This is a genomic window from Zoogloea sp., assembly GCF_030157465.1.
Taxonomy (GTDB): Bacteria; Pseudomonadota; Gammaproteobacteria; order Burkholderiales; family Rhodocyclaceae; genus Zoogloea.
Genome location: NZ_JAOAUU010000079.1, coordinates 44,218 through 58,560 on the forward strand (window position 1 = coordinate 44,218; position 14,343 = coordinate 58,560).

Consider the following 14,343-nt stretch of genomic DNA (forward strand, 5'->3'; position numbering starts at 1 on the left):
CGCTTACCGCAGCTTGAGTGTGGACAGCCCGAACAGCACGAGCATGATGGTGATGATCCAGAAGCGCACCACCACCTGGGTTTCCTTCCAGCCACCGAGTTCATAGTGGTGATGCAGCGGCGCCATGCGGAAGATCCGTTTGCCGCCGGTGTATTTGAAGTACAGCACCTGCACCATCACCGACAGGGCTTCGGCCACGAAGAGGCCACCCATGATGAAGAGGACGATTTCCTGGCGGACGATCACCGCGATGGTGCCCATCGCCGCGCCGAGGGCCAGCGCCCCCACGTCGCCCATGAAGACTTCCGCCGGGTAGGCGTTGAACCACAGGAAACCAAGCCCCGCACCGGCGATCGCACCGCAGATCACCGCCATTTCGCCGGCGCCCGGGATGTAGGGCACACCCAGATATTTGGAAAAACCCATGTGGCCGGCCACGTAGGCAAAAATCGCCAGCGCCGCGCTGACCATCACGGTCGGCATGATCGCCAAGCCGTCGAGGCCGTCGGTGAGGTTCACCGAGTGGCTGGTGCCGTTGATGACGAAGTAGCTCAGGATGATGAAACCGATCACGCCCAGCGGATAGCTCACCGCCTTGAAGAAGGGCACGATCAGTTCGAGCTGGGCCGGGAGCGTGGCCGTGAGCCCGAGGAAACTTGCCGCGGCAAGGGCAATCGCCGAGGTCCAGAAATACTTCCAGCGGCTCGCCAGCCCCTTCGGGTCGCGGTACACCACTTTCTTCCAGTCATCGACCCAGCCGACCACACCAAAACCGAGGGTGACAAAGAGCACCACCCACACGTACTTGTTGCGCAGATCGCCCCACAGCAGGGTGGTGACGGAAATCGAGATGAGGATCAGCACGCCGCCCATGGTCGGGGTGCCCGCCTTGGTGAGGTGCGACTTGGGGCCGTCGTCGCGCACGGCCTGACCGATTTTCTTGGCGGCCAGCCAGCGGATCACGAGGGGCCCGAAAACCAGCGAAAGGACGAGCGCCGTACCCGCCGCCAGCATGGTGCGCAGCGTGATGTAACCGAACACGTTGAAGAAACGCGCATCCTTGCCGAGCCACAGGGCCAGTTCAAGCAGCATGACGTCGCCCCCGAATCGTTACGGAAGAAACTGCACTCATTCCTGCACTACAAAAACTCATCAAACCTTCTCCGCGAGGGCGTCGACGACCCGTTCCATCTTCATGAAACGCGAGCCCTTGACGAGCACCACCGTGTTTTCGTTCAGTTCCGCCTTCACCGCCGCGACGAGATCGTCGAGCCGGGTGAAGTGGTAACCCCCTTCGCCGAAGTTGCGCGCGGCAACCTCGCTCATTTCACCCAGCCCGAACAGAAAATCGACGCCCTCGCTCTTCGCGTAGCCGCCGATCTCGTCGTGGTACTGGAAACTCTGCTCGCCGATCTCCCCCATGTCGCCGATCACGAGGATCTTGCGGCCGGGTGTGGCCGCCAGCACCGCGATACCGGCGCGCATCGAGTCGGGGTTGGCGTTGTAGCTGTCGTCGATGAGCACCGCACCGCCGGCGCCCTTGCGCAGGTGCAGGCGGCCGGCCGTGCCGGTGTAGCCGCCCAGCCCTTCAGCCACCGCGGCCAAGGAAGTGCCCGCGGCCAGACAGGCCGCTGCGGCAGCCAGTGCGTTGCGCACGTTGTGCTGCCCCGGCACCTGCAAGCGGAAATTCGTGTCGCCCTGCGGCGACGTGAGCGCCACGTCGCTGGCAAAACCGTGGATCGTGCAGCGGGCAGTGACATCGGCCCCGGCCGACAAGCCAAACGTAAGCGTGCGGCGGCCGGCGTTGATGGCTTTCCAGTAGCCGGCAAACGCATCGTCGGCGTTGATCACCGCCACGCCGTCCGCAGCCAGGCCGTCGTAAATGGCGCCTTTTTCGCGCGCCACTTCGTTCACGCTGCCCATGCCCTGAAGGTGGGCGCGCTGGGCATTGTTCACCAGCGCCACAGTGGGCCGTGCCAGCTGGGTGAGATAGCCGATCTCACCGGGGCGGTTCATGCCCATCTCGATGACGGCTGCGCGGTGGTTGCCGGACATGCGCAGCAGCATCAGCGGCAAACCGATGTCGTTGTTCAGGTTGCCCTTGGTGGCCAGCACGGCAAGGTCGGGATCGAAACCGTCGATGCGGGCCTGGGCGCGCAGGATGACGGCGCACATTTCCTTGACGGTTGTCTTGCCGTTGCTGCCGGTAATGCCGATCAGCGGCAGCTCGAAACGCGAGCGCCACCCCGCGGCAAGCTGGCCAAGACCCAGGCGGGTGTCCTCGACGACCAGCAGGGGCAAGGGAACCGGGTTGGTCGCGGCCCAGGCACGATCGACCATCGCCGCCACGGCGCCTTGAGCAGCCAAGGCCGTGACGAACTCATGGCCGTCGAAGCGGTCGCCGCGCAGGGCGACAAAAAGCTGACCGGACTGGATGGCCCGGGAGTCGGTACTGACCGACTGGAAGTACACATTGCCGCCCACCGCGGTGCCGTCGGTCGCCAGTGCGGCTTCCTGAAGATCCATCATGACAGGGCTCCCTGGGCGTTGTTCCAGGCTTCAAGGGCGGCGCGGGTTTGTTCCACGTCAGAAAAGGGGTGGCGTACGCCGTTGATTTCCTGGTAGGGCTCGTGACCCTTGCCGGCGATGACGATCACGTCGTCGGCCGCAGCTTCGAGGATCGCGCGGCGAATCGCCTCGGCCCTGTCGGGGATGGTTGCAACGCTTTCCCCGGCGCCAGCCGCGATGTCACGCAGGATGGCCTGCGGATCCTCGTTGCGGGGGTTGTCACAGGTCAGCACGACCTGATCGGCGAGGCGGCGAGCCACTTCACCCATCAGCGGACGCTTGCCCGGATCACGCTCGCCGCCGCAGCCGAAGACACACACAAGGCGGCCGTTACGAGCCTTGACCGTGGGCCGCACGGCCGCCAGCACCTGCTCGAGCGCATCCGGTGAATGGGCGTAGTCGACCACCACCAGCGGATCGCCGACGCCACCCAGGGTTTGCATGCGCCCGAGGGGCGGGGTCAGATCTTCGGCCACCGTGGCGGCATCCTCGAGCGAAAAACCCGACGCCATCAGCGTGCCGATCACGGCCAGAAGGTTGGAAACGTTGAACTGCCCGACGACGTTGGGACACAGATCAGCCGATTCACTGCCACATCGGGCGGTAAAGCGGAGGCCCGCCGCAGTTGTCGTCAGCCGGTCGGCGACGATGACCCGGTTGACCGGTGCTGCGTCGGCATTGGTTGGCACAAGCGTGTATCCAATGACCTGCATGCCCTTGCCCGCCAGGCGCCGGGCCTGTTCCACGCCAAAACGGTCATCGAGATTGAGCACCACCGCCTTGAGCCCCGGCATGTCGAACAAGCGGGCCTTGGCGGCACCGTAGCTTTCCATGCTGCCGTGGTAATCGAGGTGATCGCGGGTCAGGTTGGTATGCACGGCCACATCAAAACAGAGGCCGTTCAGGCGCTCCTGGTCGAGGCCGATGGACGACACCTCCATCGCCGCCACGTCGGCACCGGAATCGCGAAAGCCGGCCAGAGTGCGGTGCAGGGTCAGGCTGTCGGGCGTGGTGTTGATGCTTTCGGCCAAGGCGCCGGGAAAGCCGATGCCGAGAGTGCCGATCACACCACACTTGCGTCCGAGGGCCGTGAATGCGCGGGACAGCCACTGGGTGACGGAGGTTTTGCCGTTGGTGCCGGTCACGCCAATCAGCCACATGGACTCGGACGGATGACCATAAACCTCATGGGCCAGGTAGCCGGAGAGCGACGCGAGACCATTCACAGGCAGATTGACCACCTGAAGGCTGGTGTCCCAGACATGACCGTGCTGCTCCCACAGGACGGCGGCTGCGCCGGCCTGCACGGCGTCGGCGATGAAGCGGCGACCATCCACCCGGTGCCCCGGACACGCAAGAAAGACATCGCCGGCACGCACCTGGCGCGAGTCAACGCACAGCCGGCCGACTTCGACGCCTGCGGCAGCCAGCCTGGTGAGGATTTTCTGGGCAGCCTGCTGCGGATTCACGCTCACATGGCCTCCCTGACAACGACGGGGGTAGCCGCCCCCTGGCGTGCCACCTGCAGCGGCTTGAGCGGCGCGTCCGGCGCAACGCCAAGGGTACGCAGCGCACCGCCGGTAACCTGGGCGAAGATCGGCGCGGCCACGTCGCCGCCGTAGTGCTTGCCGTTGGTGGGTTCGTCGATCATCACGGCCACGATCAGACGCGGATCGGAAATTGGTGCGATGCCGACGAAGGACGCCACATAGCGGTTGGCGTAGCGCCCGCCGACAAGCTTCATCGCGGTACCGGTCTTGCCGCCGACCCGGTAGCCAGGCACGTTGGCCTGCTGGGCGGTTCCGCCCGGCTGGACGACCATTTCGAGCATCTGGCGCACCTCCCGCGAGGTTTGCGGCGAGAACACCCGCGTGCCGTGCACCGGAGGCGTATCCACGCGGGACAGCGACAAGGGCACGATGTCGCCGTCGCGGGCAAACACCTGATAGGCATTGGCCATCTGCATCAGGTTGACCGACATGCCGTGGCCGTAGGACATGGTGGCCTGCTCGATCGGACGCCAGCTCTTGGCCGGGCGCAGGCGACCGCCGACCTCACCGGGGAAGCCGAGCTTGAGCGTCGAGCCAAAGCCGAGGTCATCGAACATCTTCCACATGACTTCCGGCGGAAAACCCAGGGCCATCTTGGCGGCGCCGATGTTGGAGGATTTCTGGATCACCTGGGCGACCGTCAGGGCACCGTGGGGGTGGGCGTCGGAAATCGTCGCCGAGCCGATCGTCATGCGCCCCGGCGCGCAGTTGATGATCGTGTTGGCCGTGACCTTGCCTTTTTCGAGCGCCAGTGCGGCGGTAAAGGGCTTCATCGTCGAGCCGGGCTCGTAGGTGTCGGTGAGCGCGCGGTTGCGCAGCTGCTCACCGGTGAGCTTGACCCGGTTGTTCGGGTTGTAGGTGGGCGCATTGGCCAGCGCGAGGATTTCTCCGGTCTTCGCGTCGATCACCACCACACCACCGGCCTTGGCCTTGTGGTCAGTCATGGCCTGCTTGAGCGCAGCGTGGGCGAGGTACTGGATCTTGTTGTCGATGGACAGGGCGACTTCCCTGCCATCCTGCGGCGGGCGGATCGACTGAACATCCTCTACGACGTTGCCGCGGCGGTCCTTCACCACCCGGCGCGACCCCGGCTTGCCTGCCAGAGCCGCCTCGAAGGCGAGTTCAATGCCTTCCTGGCCCTTGTCATCCACGCCGGTAAAACCCAGCACGTGCGCCATCACGTCGCCGCCCGGGTAAAAACGGCGGTACTCCCGCTGGTCGTGAATACCCGGCAGCTTGAGCGCGGCGATCCGCTCGGCAAGCTCGGGCGAAACCTGGCGCTTGAGGTAAACGAAATCCTTGTCGACGCCCAGCTTCTGGTTGAGATCCTGCACCGGCACCTCGAGCAGACCGGCGAGCTGGCGGGTCTGGGACGGATTCAGGCGGGCATCCTCGGGAATCGCCCAGATCGACTTGACCGGCGAAGACACGGCCAGCACGTCGCCCTGGCGATCCGTGATCTTGCCGCGGGTTGCCGGCATTTCAAGGACGCGAGCGTAGCGCGACTCGCCCTTGGCCTGCAGAAACTGATCGTTCACACCCTGCAGGTAGGCCGCACGGCCGATCAGCGCGGCAGAGCCGCCAAGCAGGCACAGCAGCACGAAACGGGGCCGCCAGGCCGGCAGCTCCGAACGTAGCAGGGGATTGTGATTGAAGGTGACGCCCTTCTTGGCCTTCTTCATGGCCGCTCCTCAATGGCGATGACCTGCCCCGGCAGAGGTGGGCGCATCGCGAGTTTTTCGCGAGCGAGTTTTTCGATGCGGGCGTGGGCTGCCCAGGTGCTCTGCTCCAGCTGCAGCTGGCCCCACTCGATTTCCAGTTGCAGCGAACGCTGCTGCTCCCGTTCGACAGCCGCATAAAGCTTGCGGGCCTGGTGCTGGGAAGCCACCACGCCCAGACTGCTCGCCACGACGAGCATCACGAGGAATCCGGTCAGGCGCGCCATATAAAGGCCTCCTGCCCGGCGGCCCCAAAGGGAGCCCCGGCCCTCGCGGTGATCAGCGAACGAAAGAAACAAGGGATTTGCTGCATGTCAGGTATCCAGCCGCTCGGCAACGCGCATCACCGCACTTCGCGAACGCGGATTGGCCGACACCTCCTCGTCCGACGGCCGCACCGCCTTGCCCACCAGGGCAAGCTTCGGCTTCGGCATGTCGGCCGCACGCACCGGCAGGCGAGCCGGAAGCTGCGGCGGTCGCGATGCGTCGCGCATGAAGCGCTTCACAATGCGATCCTCGAGGGAGTGAAAGCTGATCACCACCAGACGGCCTCCAGCCGCCAGCGCCGCCACAACCTGCGGCAGGACTAGCGACAGTTCCTCAAGCTCTTGATTGACGAAAATCCGTAGAGCCTGGAAGGTGCGCGTCGCAGGGTGCTGACCCGGCTCGCGTGTCCAGACCGTTTTTTCCACGAGCGCGGCAAGCTGTCCAGTGGTTGCAACAAGCCCCCCTGTCCGAGCAGCAACAAGCGCCTTTGCAATCTCATAAGCAAACCGTTCTTCACCGTATTCCCTCAGCACCCGTGTTATGTCGGCGACTGGCGCATCTGCCAGCCACTCCGCCGCGGTCATCCCGCGGGTTGTATCCATTCGCATGTCGAGCGGCGCATCGAAACGGAAGCTCATGCCCCGCTCCGCCTCGTCCAGCTGGGGAGATGAAACCCCCAGATCCAGCAGAACGCCGTCCACGTGTTCAATTCCCCGCTCGGCGAGCGCCTCGGCAAAATCCGAGAACGGCGCATGCACCAGCTCGAAGCGGGGATCCTTCAGCGCCTCACCGGCGGCCACCGCCACCGGATCGCGATCAAAAGCGATCAATTTTCCGTTGGGCCCCAACCGGGCCAGTACGGCGCGACTATGTCCTCCGCGGCCGAAAGTTCCGTCCACGTAGACACCGTCAGGCTTGATAGCCAGCGCCTCGACTGCCTCTTTCAGCAGTACCGTGATGTGCGGTGCGGCGCTCACAGCGGCAAGGTTTCCCAGCCAGCAGGCATGAGGTCGGCACCCAAGGCGAAGATCGCCTCCTGCTGCTGCTTCCAGCCCTCGTCAGACCAGAGTTCGAAATGGTCGCCCTGCCCCACTAGATGCACCTGCTTTTCAAGTTTCGCGAAGTCGCGCAATTCCGGTGCAATCAGCACACGCCCGGCCGAATCCATCTCCTCGTCACGGGCATAGCCGACGAGAAGACGCTTGAGCAGGGCGGAACGTTGTTCGAGGCTCGACCCGGCAAGCACCTTGTTGCGGATCGGCTCCCAGGCGGGAGCGGTATAGATCAGAAGGCAGCGGTGAGGATGGGCCGTGAGGATCAACTGATTTCCGGCGAGTCTGGCGAGCGCGTCCCGATGCCGCGCTGGTATCGCCAGGCGACCCTTCGCATCGAGACTGAGCGCTGCAGCGCCTTGAAACATGACTCCCCCACTTCTTCACCCGAACGAACCGGAAAAACTCACTTTTTCCCACTTCCATCCACTTAATCCCACTTTAGAGTAAAAGGCATGCAGGGTCAAGCCGACCAAAAGACAAATCTCTTTTGGACACAAGCACTTAGGAACGGGAGGCGGCAAATGGGAAATCCGCTTACAAATCAATGCCGATACAAAGCATTGCAAAAGTAGCGGCTGAATTGCGGAACGCCGGAAACGGCCTCGGAGGGAGACAACGTGCCGCAAGGCGGAAAAGTGCAAACAACTGTAATGCCGCAGGCGTGCGGCAAAGATGTAACTACACGTTGCAGAGAAAGGTGTAGCAAAAGGCGAAAATGGGAAGTTCGCCGATAAGCCGGGTTTTGTCGAGCGAGCCGATCTTGCGATCAACCCGCCGGGCAATCATTCCTCTGGTCGGCGCGTTACCACGCCGCTCAAGCAGCCTACCCGGGGACTCCGCGAGCAGCGTCAACGTCCCCCTATTTGGCCTTGCCCCGGATGGGGTTTGCCGTGCCGTCCGTGTCACCACGTCCGCGGTGGGCTCTTACCCCGCCGTTTCACCCTTGCCTGATCTCCGAAGAGCCATCGGCGGTTTGCTTTCTGTTGCACTTTCCGTCGCTTTGACCCGAAGGCTATGGCGCCCGGCCGTTAGCCGGCATCCTGCTCTATGGGGCCCGGACTTTCCTCGATGCGCGAACGCACCGCGATTGCCTGGCGAACTTCCCGGCGCGGAGTATAGCCGCTTCGCGGCCCGGACGCCCACGCTCAATCCGGATCACGCAGTCCCGCAGCATTGTCCAGCACTTCCCCGATGACGCAGTCCAGGCGGGGCTGAAAGGCCGGATCATCGGAATCCCCCCAGATGGTTACGGTTTTTCCGACTGCCACACCCATATCGAGCGGACCACAGCCCTCCTCGCCAGCCAGCCCCGGGAGGCGGGCTGCCACCTTGCGCCCGAGCTTTCCGCCGTCGGAAAACACGACAACCACGTCGTCGGTCCCGGGATCCACGCCCAGACTGGCCACGCCCATCGCCCTCAAGGCCGGCCCGTGGAGCACCTCGATCCTCTCGGCGATGGCCGGATCACTGCCCCCGCGCACATCGACGGGCCGCTCGATCTGAAAATAGAGCACGCCTCCGACCGCCAGCAGGATCAGAAAACACAGGGCAATCGCCAGCTTGCGAACATCCATGACAATCCAGAAAGCCTGAAAGTCTTATTGTTTACCGATTGCCGGTTCGTTTCACCCAGAAAACCGCCTGCGCAAGGGCAAACCAGACATGTAAGCGAAGTTTTCAGACAGCCCTTCCGGTTGCATCCGCTTACGTGTGCAGGTGCGCCCCCCTTACCCTGCAGCCCCCGCGGTGCTGCAATGACAATCTCACCGACAGGAGTTCGCAGCGATGAAAGCCCGACTCACCCGGCACGCCCTCCTCGCCGCCCTGGTCATGGCTGGCGCCCTCGCGCCCCTGCCCGCCAGCGCCGACCGGGGCCTGCACATGCGCGGCGCCTTTCCGGCACCAGGCGGCAGGATTTACGCCCCATTCCCCCGCATGCGGGCGCACGGCCATTACAACAGCCACTGGAACGGGTGGTGGTTCGTTGGCGCGCCCTTGCTGCTCTACCCTCCGACGATCTACACCTACCCGCAGACGGTCGTTCAGCCGGAACCGATCGTGATGCCCGATCTGCCGCCCGTTCCGCAAAGCTGGTACTACTGCGACAGCACCCAGTCCTACTACCCCTACGCGCAAAACTGCGCAGAAGGCTGGCGCACGGTTCCCGCTACCCCACCCGGCGGCACGCAGGCCGCCCCGACGGGCGGACAGAACTGGTATTACTGCGACAGCGCCCGGGGCTACTACCCCTACGTTCAGCGCTGTCCGGAAAACTGGCGCCCCGTTGCGCCGACACCGCCCTCCGCCGCACAGGCACCTGAAGGAGTTCGCCAGCCATGAAAACGCCCTTCAAGCTCCCCGCCAGGCTCCTGACCAAGGCCTGCCTCCTGATCATTCCGCTGGCCCTCATCACTGGCTGCGCCAGCCTGCCGACCGGCCCGCGGGTCGCAGTGATGCCGGCACCGGGCAAGCCCCTCGATCTGTTCACGATGGAAGACCGCCAATGCCGCAACTACGCCGATCAATCCATCGGCATCGCGCCGCGGGAGGTGGCCAACCAGAACATGGTCGGCAGCGCGGCGGTCGGCACGGCCATCGGTGCGGCGGCCGGAGCTCTCGCGGGCGGCAACCAGGGTGCGGCCACCGGCGCCGCCATCGGCATGGTTGCCGGCACGGCGAGCGGCAGCTCACAGGCGGGCTACGCGGGGGCAGACGCCCAGCGCCGCTACGACATCGCCTACCAGCAGTGCATGTACGCCAAGGGCAACCAGCTGCCCGGCTATGGCTACCGCCAGCCGGCAGCGGCCCCAAGCGGCGGCACACCCCATTACTACCCGCCCCCGCCGCCCCAGCGCTGAAACCGAGCCCCGCCACGAGTGACTTCCCCTGCGCCGTCCGGCACAATCCCGGCGCAGGAGATCCCCCATGAAATTCGATGTACTCATCGTTGGCGCCGGGCTTGCCGGTGCCGCCCTCGCCGCCGCACTGCGCGGCAGCACTCTAAAGATCGGCATCATCGAAGCCCGCCCCCCGTCCCGCCCGGCGGGGTGGGATCCGCGCATCTACGCCATCAGCCCGGCCAACGTCGAATTCCTGTCCGCCATCGGCATCTGGCAGCATCTCGACACCGCCCGCATGGCGCCGGTCTACGACATGGAAATCCATGGAGATGCCGGCGGAAGGCTGGATTTCTCGGCCTACGACAGCGGCCTGCGCGAACTGGCCTGGATCGTCGAATCCAGCCTGATGCAGCAGGAGCTCTGGGAAACCATCAAGCGCCAGCACAACGTCACCCTGATCTGCCCGGCCTCGCCCGCAGCCCTTGCCATTGACGACAGCGCGGCCCACCTCACGCTGAGCGACGGCCGGCGCATCGAGGCGCGGCTCATCGTTGCTGCCGACGGTCGCGATTCGTGGGTACGCCAGGCTGCCGGCATCGGCGCACGCAACACGCCTTACGGCGAAAAAGGCGTGGTCGCCAACTTCCGCTGCGAAAAGCCCCACCGCGACACCGCCTTCCAGTGGTTCCGCAAAGACGGCGTGCTCGCCTACCTGCCGCTGCCCGAGCAGCACATGTCGATGGTCTGGTCGGCGCCGGATGCGCTGGCCGACGAACTCGTCGCCCTGTCGCCCGAGGCCCTCTGCGCCAAGGTTGCCGAAGCCGGCGAACAGCGCCTCGGAGCCCTCACGCCGGTCACCCCGGCAGCCGCCTTCCCGCTGCGCCTGATGCGCGTCGACAGCGCCGTACAGCCGCGTCTCGCCCTCATCGGCGACGCCGCCCACGCCATTCATCCGCTCTCCGGCCACGGCATCAACCTCGGCTACCAGGACGCCCGCGCCCTCGCCGGGCAGCTAGCTGCGCTGCCTGCCTGGCGCGATCCGGGCGAACTGCCGGTGCTGCGCGCCTACGCCCGCGCCCGCGCCGAGGAAACCGCCCTGCTCCAATACACCACCCACGGCCTCAACCGCCTGTTCAAGCCCGCCGATCCGCTATTGTCGGGCCTGCGCAACCTTGGCTTGAACCTCACCAATCGCCTGCCGGTCCTACGTAACGCGCTGGTCCGCTACGCGATCGCCGGCCGCTTCTGAACCCCGTTTTTTGAAATCCGCCACACCCTGGAGATCCCGGATGAAATTCCCCTTCGTACGCTCGCTGCTCGCCACCCTTTTTCTCGCAGCCGGCGTCGCCCACGCGGCCGATGAAGCCTCGGTCAAGAAAAACCTCGAAGGCTTCCTCAACGCTCCGGCCGTCGAAAGCGTCAAGAAAACCCCCTACGGCGGGCTTTACGAAGTGGTGCTCAAGTCGGGCGAACTGCTCTACACCGACGGCACCGTCAGCTTCATCATCGACGGCAGCCTGATTGATGCCAAAACGCGCAAGAACGTCACCCAGGCGCGCATGGCCCAGCTGATGAAGATCGACTTTGCCACCCTGCCCCTCGACCAGGCCATCAAGCAGGTGCGCGGCAACGGCAAGCGCGTCATTGCCAGCTTCGAAGATCCCAACTGCGGCTACTGCAAGCGCCTCGCCAAGGATCTGCAGGGCCTGAAGGACGCCACCATCTACACCTTCCTCTACCCTATCCTCAGCCCAGATTCGACCGAAAAATCGAAGAACATCTGGTGCGCCAAGGATAAGGCCGCGGCCTGGAACGACTGGATGACCGCCGGCAAGGTGCCGCCGGCCGCCGCGGCCGGCTGCGACACCAGCGCCGTCGACAAGAACGTCGCCCTCGGCCAGAAGATGAAGGTCAGCGGCACGCCGACCATCTTTACCGCCGACGGCAACCGCCTGCCGGGCGCCGTGCCACTTGCCCAACTCGACCAGGCCATGAACCAGGCCGCCGCCGGCAAATAGGCAAGAACCGACCGCCCCTGCAAAAATGCCCGCTTGATGCGGGCATTTTATTTTCAACGCAGGCCGGGCTTCAGGCCGCCTCGCGCGGACGTCGCGGCCGGATCACCGGCAGGCAGTTCAGGGCCGGGCGGCCGACCAGATTGCCCTGCAACCAGTCAGCCCCGGCATCCCGGGCCACCTGAAGTTGCAGCGGATTCTCGATGCACTGGCTGACCACCGTCAGGCCGAGGCCGTGAAGTTCCTCGCTCATGTCCGTCATCACGCGCTTGGCCAGGCTGAGGTGACCGGCGTGACCGATCAGGCTGCGGTCGAGCTTGACGATATCCGGCGCCAGCGTCTCGAGGCGTTCGAGGTCGGACGAATGGCGGCCGAAGTTGTCGATAGCCACGCGGTAGCCCCGCTCCCGGTACTCCGCAATCGCCCCTGCCAGCCTCGGCAGGCTCTCGAAACCGTCGTCGGTCAGCTCCAGCACGATGCGCTCCGGCGTCAACCCGCAGCGCGACAGCACCGTCTCGAAGACGTGGCCGTGATGATCGCGCACCGCACGGATCAACTGCGGATGAACGTTGAGGGACAGCCATCCACCCTGCTGCTCCCGCTCCAGCAGAAAATTGAGCGCGTGCAGCGTGCGCGCCACCCGGTCGAGATGAACCAGCTCCTCATCGTCGCGCGCGTCGAGAAAAACCGCTTGGGCCGGCAAGCCCAGCCCCTCGCCCTCCAGCACCTGCAAGTACGCCTCGTGGCCCAGCACCCGCCCGCTCTGCTCCACCACGGGCTGGAACAGCGTACCCAGCATGCGTCCGCGAAAACGCGCCTGCACCCGCCCGTCGACAATCCCGAATTCGTCCTCGCCAGTCGCTCCGCGGGCAAGGCGATTGCGCTTGTTGAAGTAATGGACGAGTTCGGTAAGGGGCACAATGGTCTCCATGGTCATGCGGGGCTGCCGACGTCAAATACGATGACGCGAGCTTCGCACGCTAGCGCGAGGCCCCGTGCAGGCAAACCATGAATTTACGCAAAACTTATTACAAAACTACGATTGGATGCCTTCAGGCTATCGTGGCAATTGATCCCGCGGCCACAGCACCCACATTTCGCCCTTCTGACGCATCTTGCCGGCCATTGCCCCCGCCTCGGCACCGAAGCCCCAGAAGAAATCCCCGCGCACTCCGCCCTTGATCGCGCTGCCGGTATCCTGGGCCAGCATCAGGCGGCGCAGTGGCTGGGAGCTGCTGGGGTGGGTGGTGGAAAGAAAAACCGGCGCCCCCAGCGGAATGCTGCGCGGGTCCACCGCCATGCTGCGCCCCTCGGTCAGCGGCTGGCCCAGGGCCCCCACCGGCCCGCCGGCCGAACTGGGCGCTTCGCGAAAGAACACATAGCTCGGGTTGGCATTGAGCATTTCCTGGAGGCGACCGGGATTTGCCCGCGCCCAGCTCTTGATGCCTTCCATCGACGCCTGCTCGACCCGCAGCTCACCCTTGTCGGCCAGCCAGCGACCGATCGACTGATAGGGATGGCCGTTGGTATCAGCGTAGGCCAGGCGCACCACGCTGCCGTCGGGCAGCTGCACCCGGCCCGAGCCCTGCACCTGCAGGAAGAACAATTCCACCGCGTCCTCGGCGTAAAGAATGGTCTTGCCGACAAACTTGTCCGCCAGCCGCGCCACGTCGGCCCGCGAGTAATAGGGCACGACCTTGTTGCCGACCAGCCGGCCGCGCAGGCGCTGCCCCTTCAGATCGGGGAATACATCGCCCATGTCGATGCCGAGCAGATCGTCCGGTACGCCCAGCACCGGCCACGGATAAGCCTTCGAACGGCTCCGGCTGCCCTTGATCAAGGGCTCGTAATAGCCGGTGACCAGGCCCTCCCGGCTGCCGTCGGCGTTCACCACCCGCCACGGCGTGAAACGCGACTCGAAGAAAGCACGCGCAGCAGCCGCGCCCGGCCGCTCGCCCACGCCACGCGCCGCCTCGCACACCGGCTGCCACGCAGCCTGCCTGGCCAGCGCCCGGCACGAGGCGAGAAAAGCCGGCCAGGCCTCGTCGGATGCGTCGCTCCCCCAGCCGGGCAGATCGGCCCAGGCCGCCTGTTGCAAGGGGCGCGCCAGGGGCTGCGGTGCCGGGGCACCACCTGGAGCAGGCGCGGTAGCCGCCGGGGCGGCAGGTACGGCCGGTTTGCAGTTCGGGCACGGCGGCTCACTGACCGGCCGGGGCGCGCTTGCGCAGGCGGCCAGGAGCAGCATCGATGCAAAAACGGGAACGCGGGACGGATGAATCCGGGGACGAAAAGTGGGCAACATGGATGGGGTACACTCGCAGCCTGCAATC

The 14,343-nt window shown here is 65.2% G+C and carries 14 protein-coding genes and 1 other RNA gene; 4 read left to right on the forward strand and 11 right to left on the reverse strand.

Annotation, left to right across the window (positions count from 1 at the left end; all coding sequences use genetic code 11):
• Window positions 1-3: 3 nt before the first annotated feature.
• From mraY to Q1W26_RS10415, 9 genes are all read right to left on the reverse strand, one after another.
• Window positions 4-1,092 (reverse strand): phospho-N-acetylmuramoyl-pentapeptide-transferase, encoded by a 1,089-nt coding sequence (gene mraY / locus Q1W26_RS10375; protein WP_300439455.1) that lies wholly within the window; start codon window positions 1,090-1,092, stop codon window positions 4-6.
• A gap of 60 nt (window positions 1,093-1,152) precedes the next feature.
• Window positions 1,153-2,529 (reverse strand): UDP-N-acetylmuramoyl-tripeptide--D-alanyl-D-alanine ligase, encoded by a 1,377-nt coding sequence (murF, locus tag Q1W26_RS10380; RefSeq protein ID WP_300439457.1) that lies wholly within the window; start codon window positions 2,527-2,529, stop codon window positions 1,153-1,155.
• Entirely contained in the window at window positions 2,526-4,043 is a 1,518-nt protein-coding gene (locus Q1W26_RS10385; protein ID WP_300439460.1) for a UDP-N-acetylmuramoyl-L-alanyl-D-glutamate--2,6-diaminopimelate ligase, read from the reverse strand. Before Q1W26_RS10385 ends, murF begins: the two co-directional genes overlap by 4 nt.
• A complete protein-coding gene (locus Q1W26_RS10390; RefSeq protein ID WP_300439463.1) occupies window positions 4,040-5,800 on the reverse strand; it encodes a penicillin-binding protein 2 in 1,761 nt (586 codons plus the stop codon). The genes Q1W26_RS10385 and Q1W26_RS10390 overlap by 4 nt, the downstream gene beginning before the upstream one ends.
• Window positions 5,797-6,063 (reverse strand): cell division protein FtsL, encoded by a 267-nt coding sequence (ftsL, locus tag Q1W26_RS10395; protein WP_300439465.1) that lies wholly within the window; start codon window positions 6,061-6,063, stop codon window positions 5,797-5,799. The genes Q1W26_RS10390 and ftsL overlap by 4 nt, the downstream gene beginning before the upstream one ends.
• 87 nt (window positions 6,064-6,150) lie before the next feature.
• The gene (gene rsmH / locus Q1W26_RS10400) at window positions 6,151-7,080 is read right to left on the reverse strand and encodes a 16S rRNA (cytosine(1402)-N(4))-methyltransferase RsmH (protein WP_300439468.1); all 930 of its coding nucleotides are present in this window, start codon (window positions 7,078-7,080) and stop codon (window positions 6,151-6,153) included.
• On the reverse strand, window positions 7,077-7,523 hold the full coding sequence (gene mraZ, locus Q1W26_RS10405) for a division/cell wall cluster transcriptional repressor MraZ (protein ID WP_300439471.1): 447 nt from the start codon (window positions 7,521-7,523) through the stop codon (window positions 7,077-7,079). Before mraZ ends, rsmH begins: the two co-directional genes overlap by 4 nt.
• Before the next feature lie 350 nt (window positions 7,524-7,873).
• Window positions 7,874-8,261, reverse strand: an RNA gene (gene rnpB / locus Q1W26_RS10410) — RNase P RNA component class A.
• A 42-nt stretch (window positions 8,262-8,303) separates the two neighbouring features.
• Window positions 8,304-8,732: a hypothetical protein gene (locus Q1W26_RS10415; RefSeq protein WP_300439474.1), complete on the reverse strand. Its 429-nt coding sequence runs from the start codon at window positions 8,730-8,732 to the stop codon at window positions 8,304-8,306.
• Between the two features lie 211 nt (window positions 8,733-8,943).
• On the opposite strand from Q1W26_RS10415, the gene Q1W26_RS10420 reads away from it, so the two are divergent.
• The 4 genes from Q1W26_RS10420 to Q1W26_RS10435 all read left to right on the forward strand — a co-directional run bounded on the left by Q1W26_RS10420 (window position 8,944) and on the right by Q1W26_RS10435 (window position 12,016).
• Window positions 8,944-9,498 carry a hypothetical protein gene (locus tag Q1W26_RS10420; RefSeq protein WP_300439476.1) on the forward strand — a complete coding sequence of 185 codons (555 nt, stop codon included), beginning with the start codon at window positions 8,944-8,946 and terminating at the stop codon, window positions 9,496-9,498.
• Window positions 9,495-10,016 carry a YMGG-like glycine zipper-containing protein gene (locus Q1W26_RS10425; RefSeq protein ID WP_300439479.1) on the forward strand — a complete coding sequence of 174 codons (522 nt, stop codon included), beginning with the start codon at window positions 9,495-9,497 and terminating at the stop codon, window positions 10,014-10,016. The genes Q1W26_RS10420 and Q1W26_RS10425 overlap by 4 nt, the downstream gene beginning before the upstream one ends.
• Window positions 10,017-10,083: 67 nt before the next feature.
• The gene (locus Q1W26_RS10430) at window positions 10,084-11,247 is read left to right on the forward strand and encodes a UbiH/UbiF family hydroxylase (protein WP_300439482.1); all 1,164 of its coding nucleotides are present in this window, start codon (window positions 10,084-10,086) and stop codon (window positions 11,245-11,247) included.
• Between the two features lie 40 nt (window positions 11,248-11,287).
• Window positions 11,288-12,016 carry a DsbC family protein gene (locus Q1W26_RS10435; protein ID WP_300439485.1) on the forward strand — a complete coding sequence of 243 codons (729 nt, stop codon included), beginning with the start codon at window positions 11,288-11,290 and terminating at the stop codon, window positions 12,014-12,016.
• A 70-nt stretch (window positions 12,017-12,086) separates the two neighbouring features.
• On the opposite strand, the gene Q1W26_RS10440 is transcribed toward Q1W26_RS10435, so the two are convergent.
• Both Q1W26_RS10440 and Q1W26_RS10445 read right to left on the reverse strand, forming a co-directional pair.
• Window positions 12,087-12,950, reverse strand: a complete 864-nt coding sequence (locus Q1W26_RS10440) for an EAL domain-containing protein (RefSeq protein WP_300439488.1) — start codon at window positions 12,948-12,950, stop codon at window positions 12,087-12,089.
• A gap of 120 nt (window positions 12,951-13,070) precedes the next feature.
• Window positions 13,071-14,111 carry a murein transglycosylase A gene (locus Q1W26_RS10445; RefSeq protein WP_300439491.1) on the reverse strand — a complete coding sequence of 347 codons (1,041 nt, stop codon included), beginning with the start codon at window positions 14,109-14,111 and terminating at the stop codon, window positions 13,071-13,073.
• Window positions 14,112-14,343 lie beyond the last annotated feature (232 nt).

Bases quoted from the DNA above. Each gene is read 5' to 3' on its own strand.
- Q1W26_RS10425 (WP_300439479.1), top strand. From the start codon at position 9,495: ATGAAAACGCCCTTCAAGCTCCCCGCCAGGCTCCTGACCAAGGCCTGC.
- Q1W26_RS10390 (WP_300439463.1), bottom strand. From the start codon at position 5,800: ATGAAGAAGGCCAAGAAGGGCGTCACCTTCAATCACAATCCCCTGCTA.
- murF (WP_300439457.1), bottom strand. From the start codon at position 2,529: ATGATGGATCTTCAGGAAGCCGCACTGGCGACCGACGGCACCGCGGTG.
- Q1W26_RS10435 (WP_300439485.1), top strand. From the start codon at position 11,288: ATGAAATTCCCCTTCGTACGCTCGCTGCTCGCCACCCTTTTTCTCGCA.
- Q1W26_RS10430 (WP_300439482.1), top strand. From the start codon at position 10,084: ATGAAATTCGATGTACTCATCGTTGGCGCCGGGCTTGCCGGTGCCGCC.
- ftsL (WP_300439465.1), bottom strand. From the start codon at position 6,063: ATGGCGCGCCTGACCGGATTCCTCGTGATGCTCGTCGTGGCGAGCAGT.
- Q1W26_RS10420 (WP_300439476.1), top strand. From the start codon at position 8,944: ATGAAAGCCCGACTCACCCGGCACGCCCTCCTCGCCGCCCTGGTCATG.
- Q1W26_RS10440 (WP_300439488.1), bottom strand. From the start codon at position 12,950: ATGACCATGGAGACCATTGTGCCCCTTACCGAACTCGTCCATTACTTC.
- mraZ (WP_300439471.1), bottom strand. From the start codon at position 7,523: ATGTTTCAAGGCGCTGCAGCGCTCAGTCTCGATGCGAAGGGTCGCCTG.
- Q1W26_RS10415 (WP_300439474.1), bottom strand. From the start codon at position 8,732: ATGGATGTTCGCAAGCTGGCGATTGCCCTGTGTTTTCTGATCCTGCTG.
- mraY (WP_300439455.1), bottom strand. From the start codon at position 1,092: ATGCTGCTTGAACTGGCCCTGTGGCTCGGCAAGGATGCGCGTTTCTTC.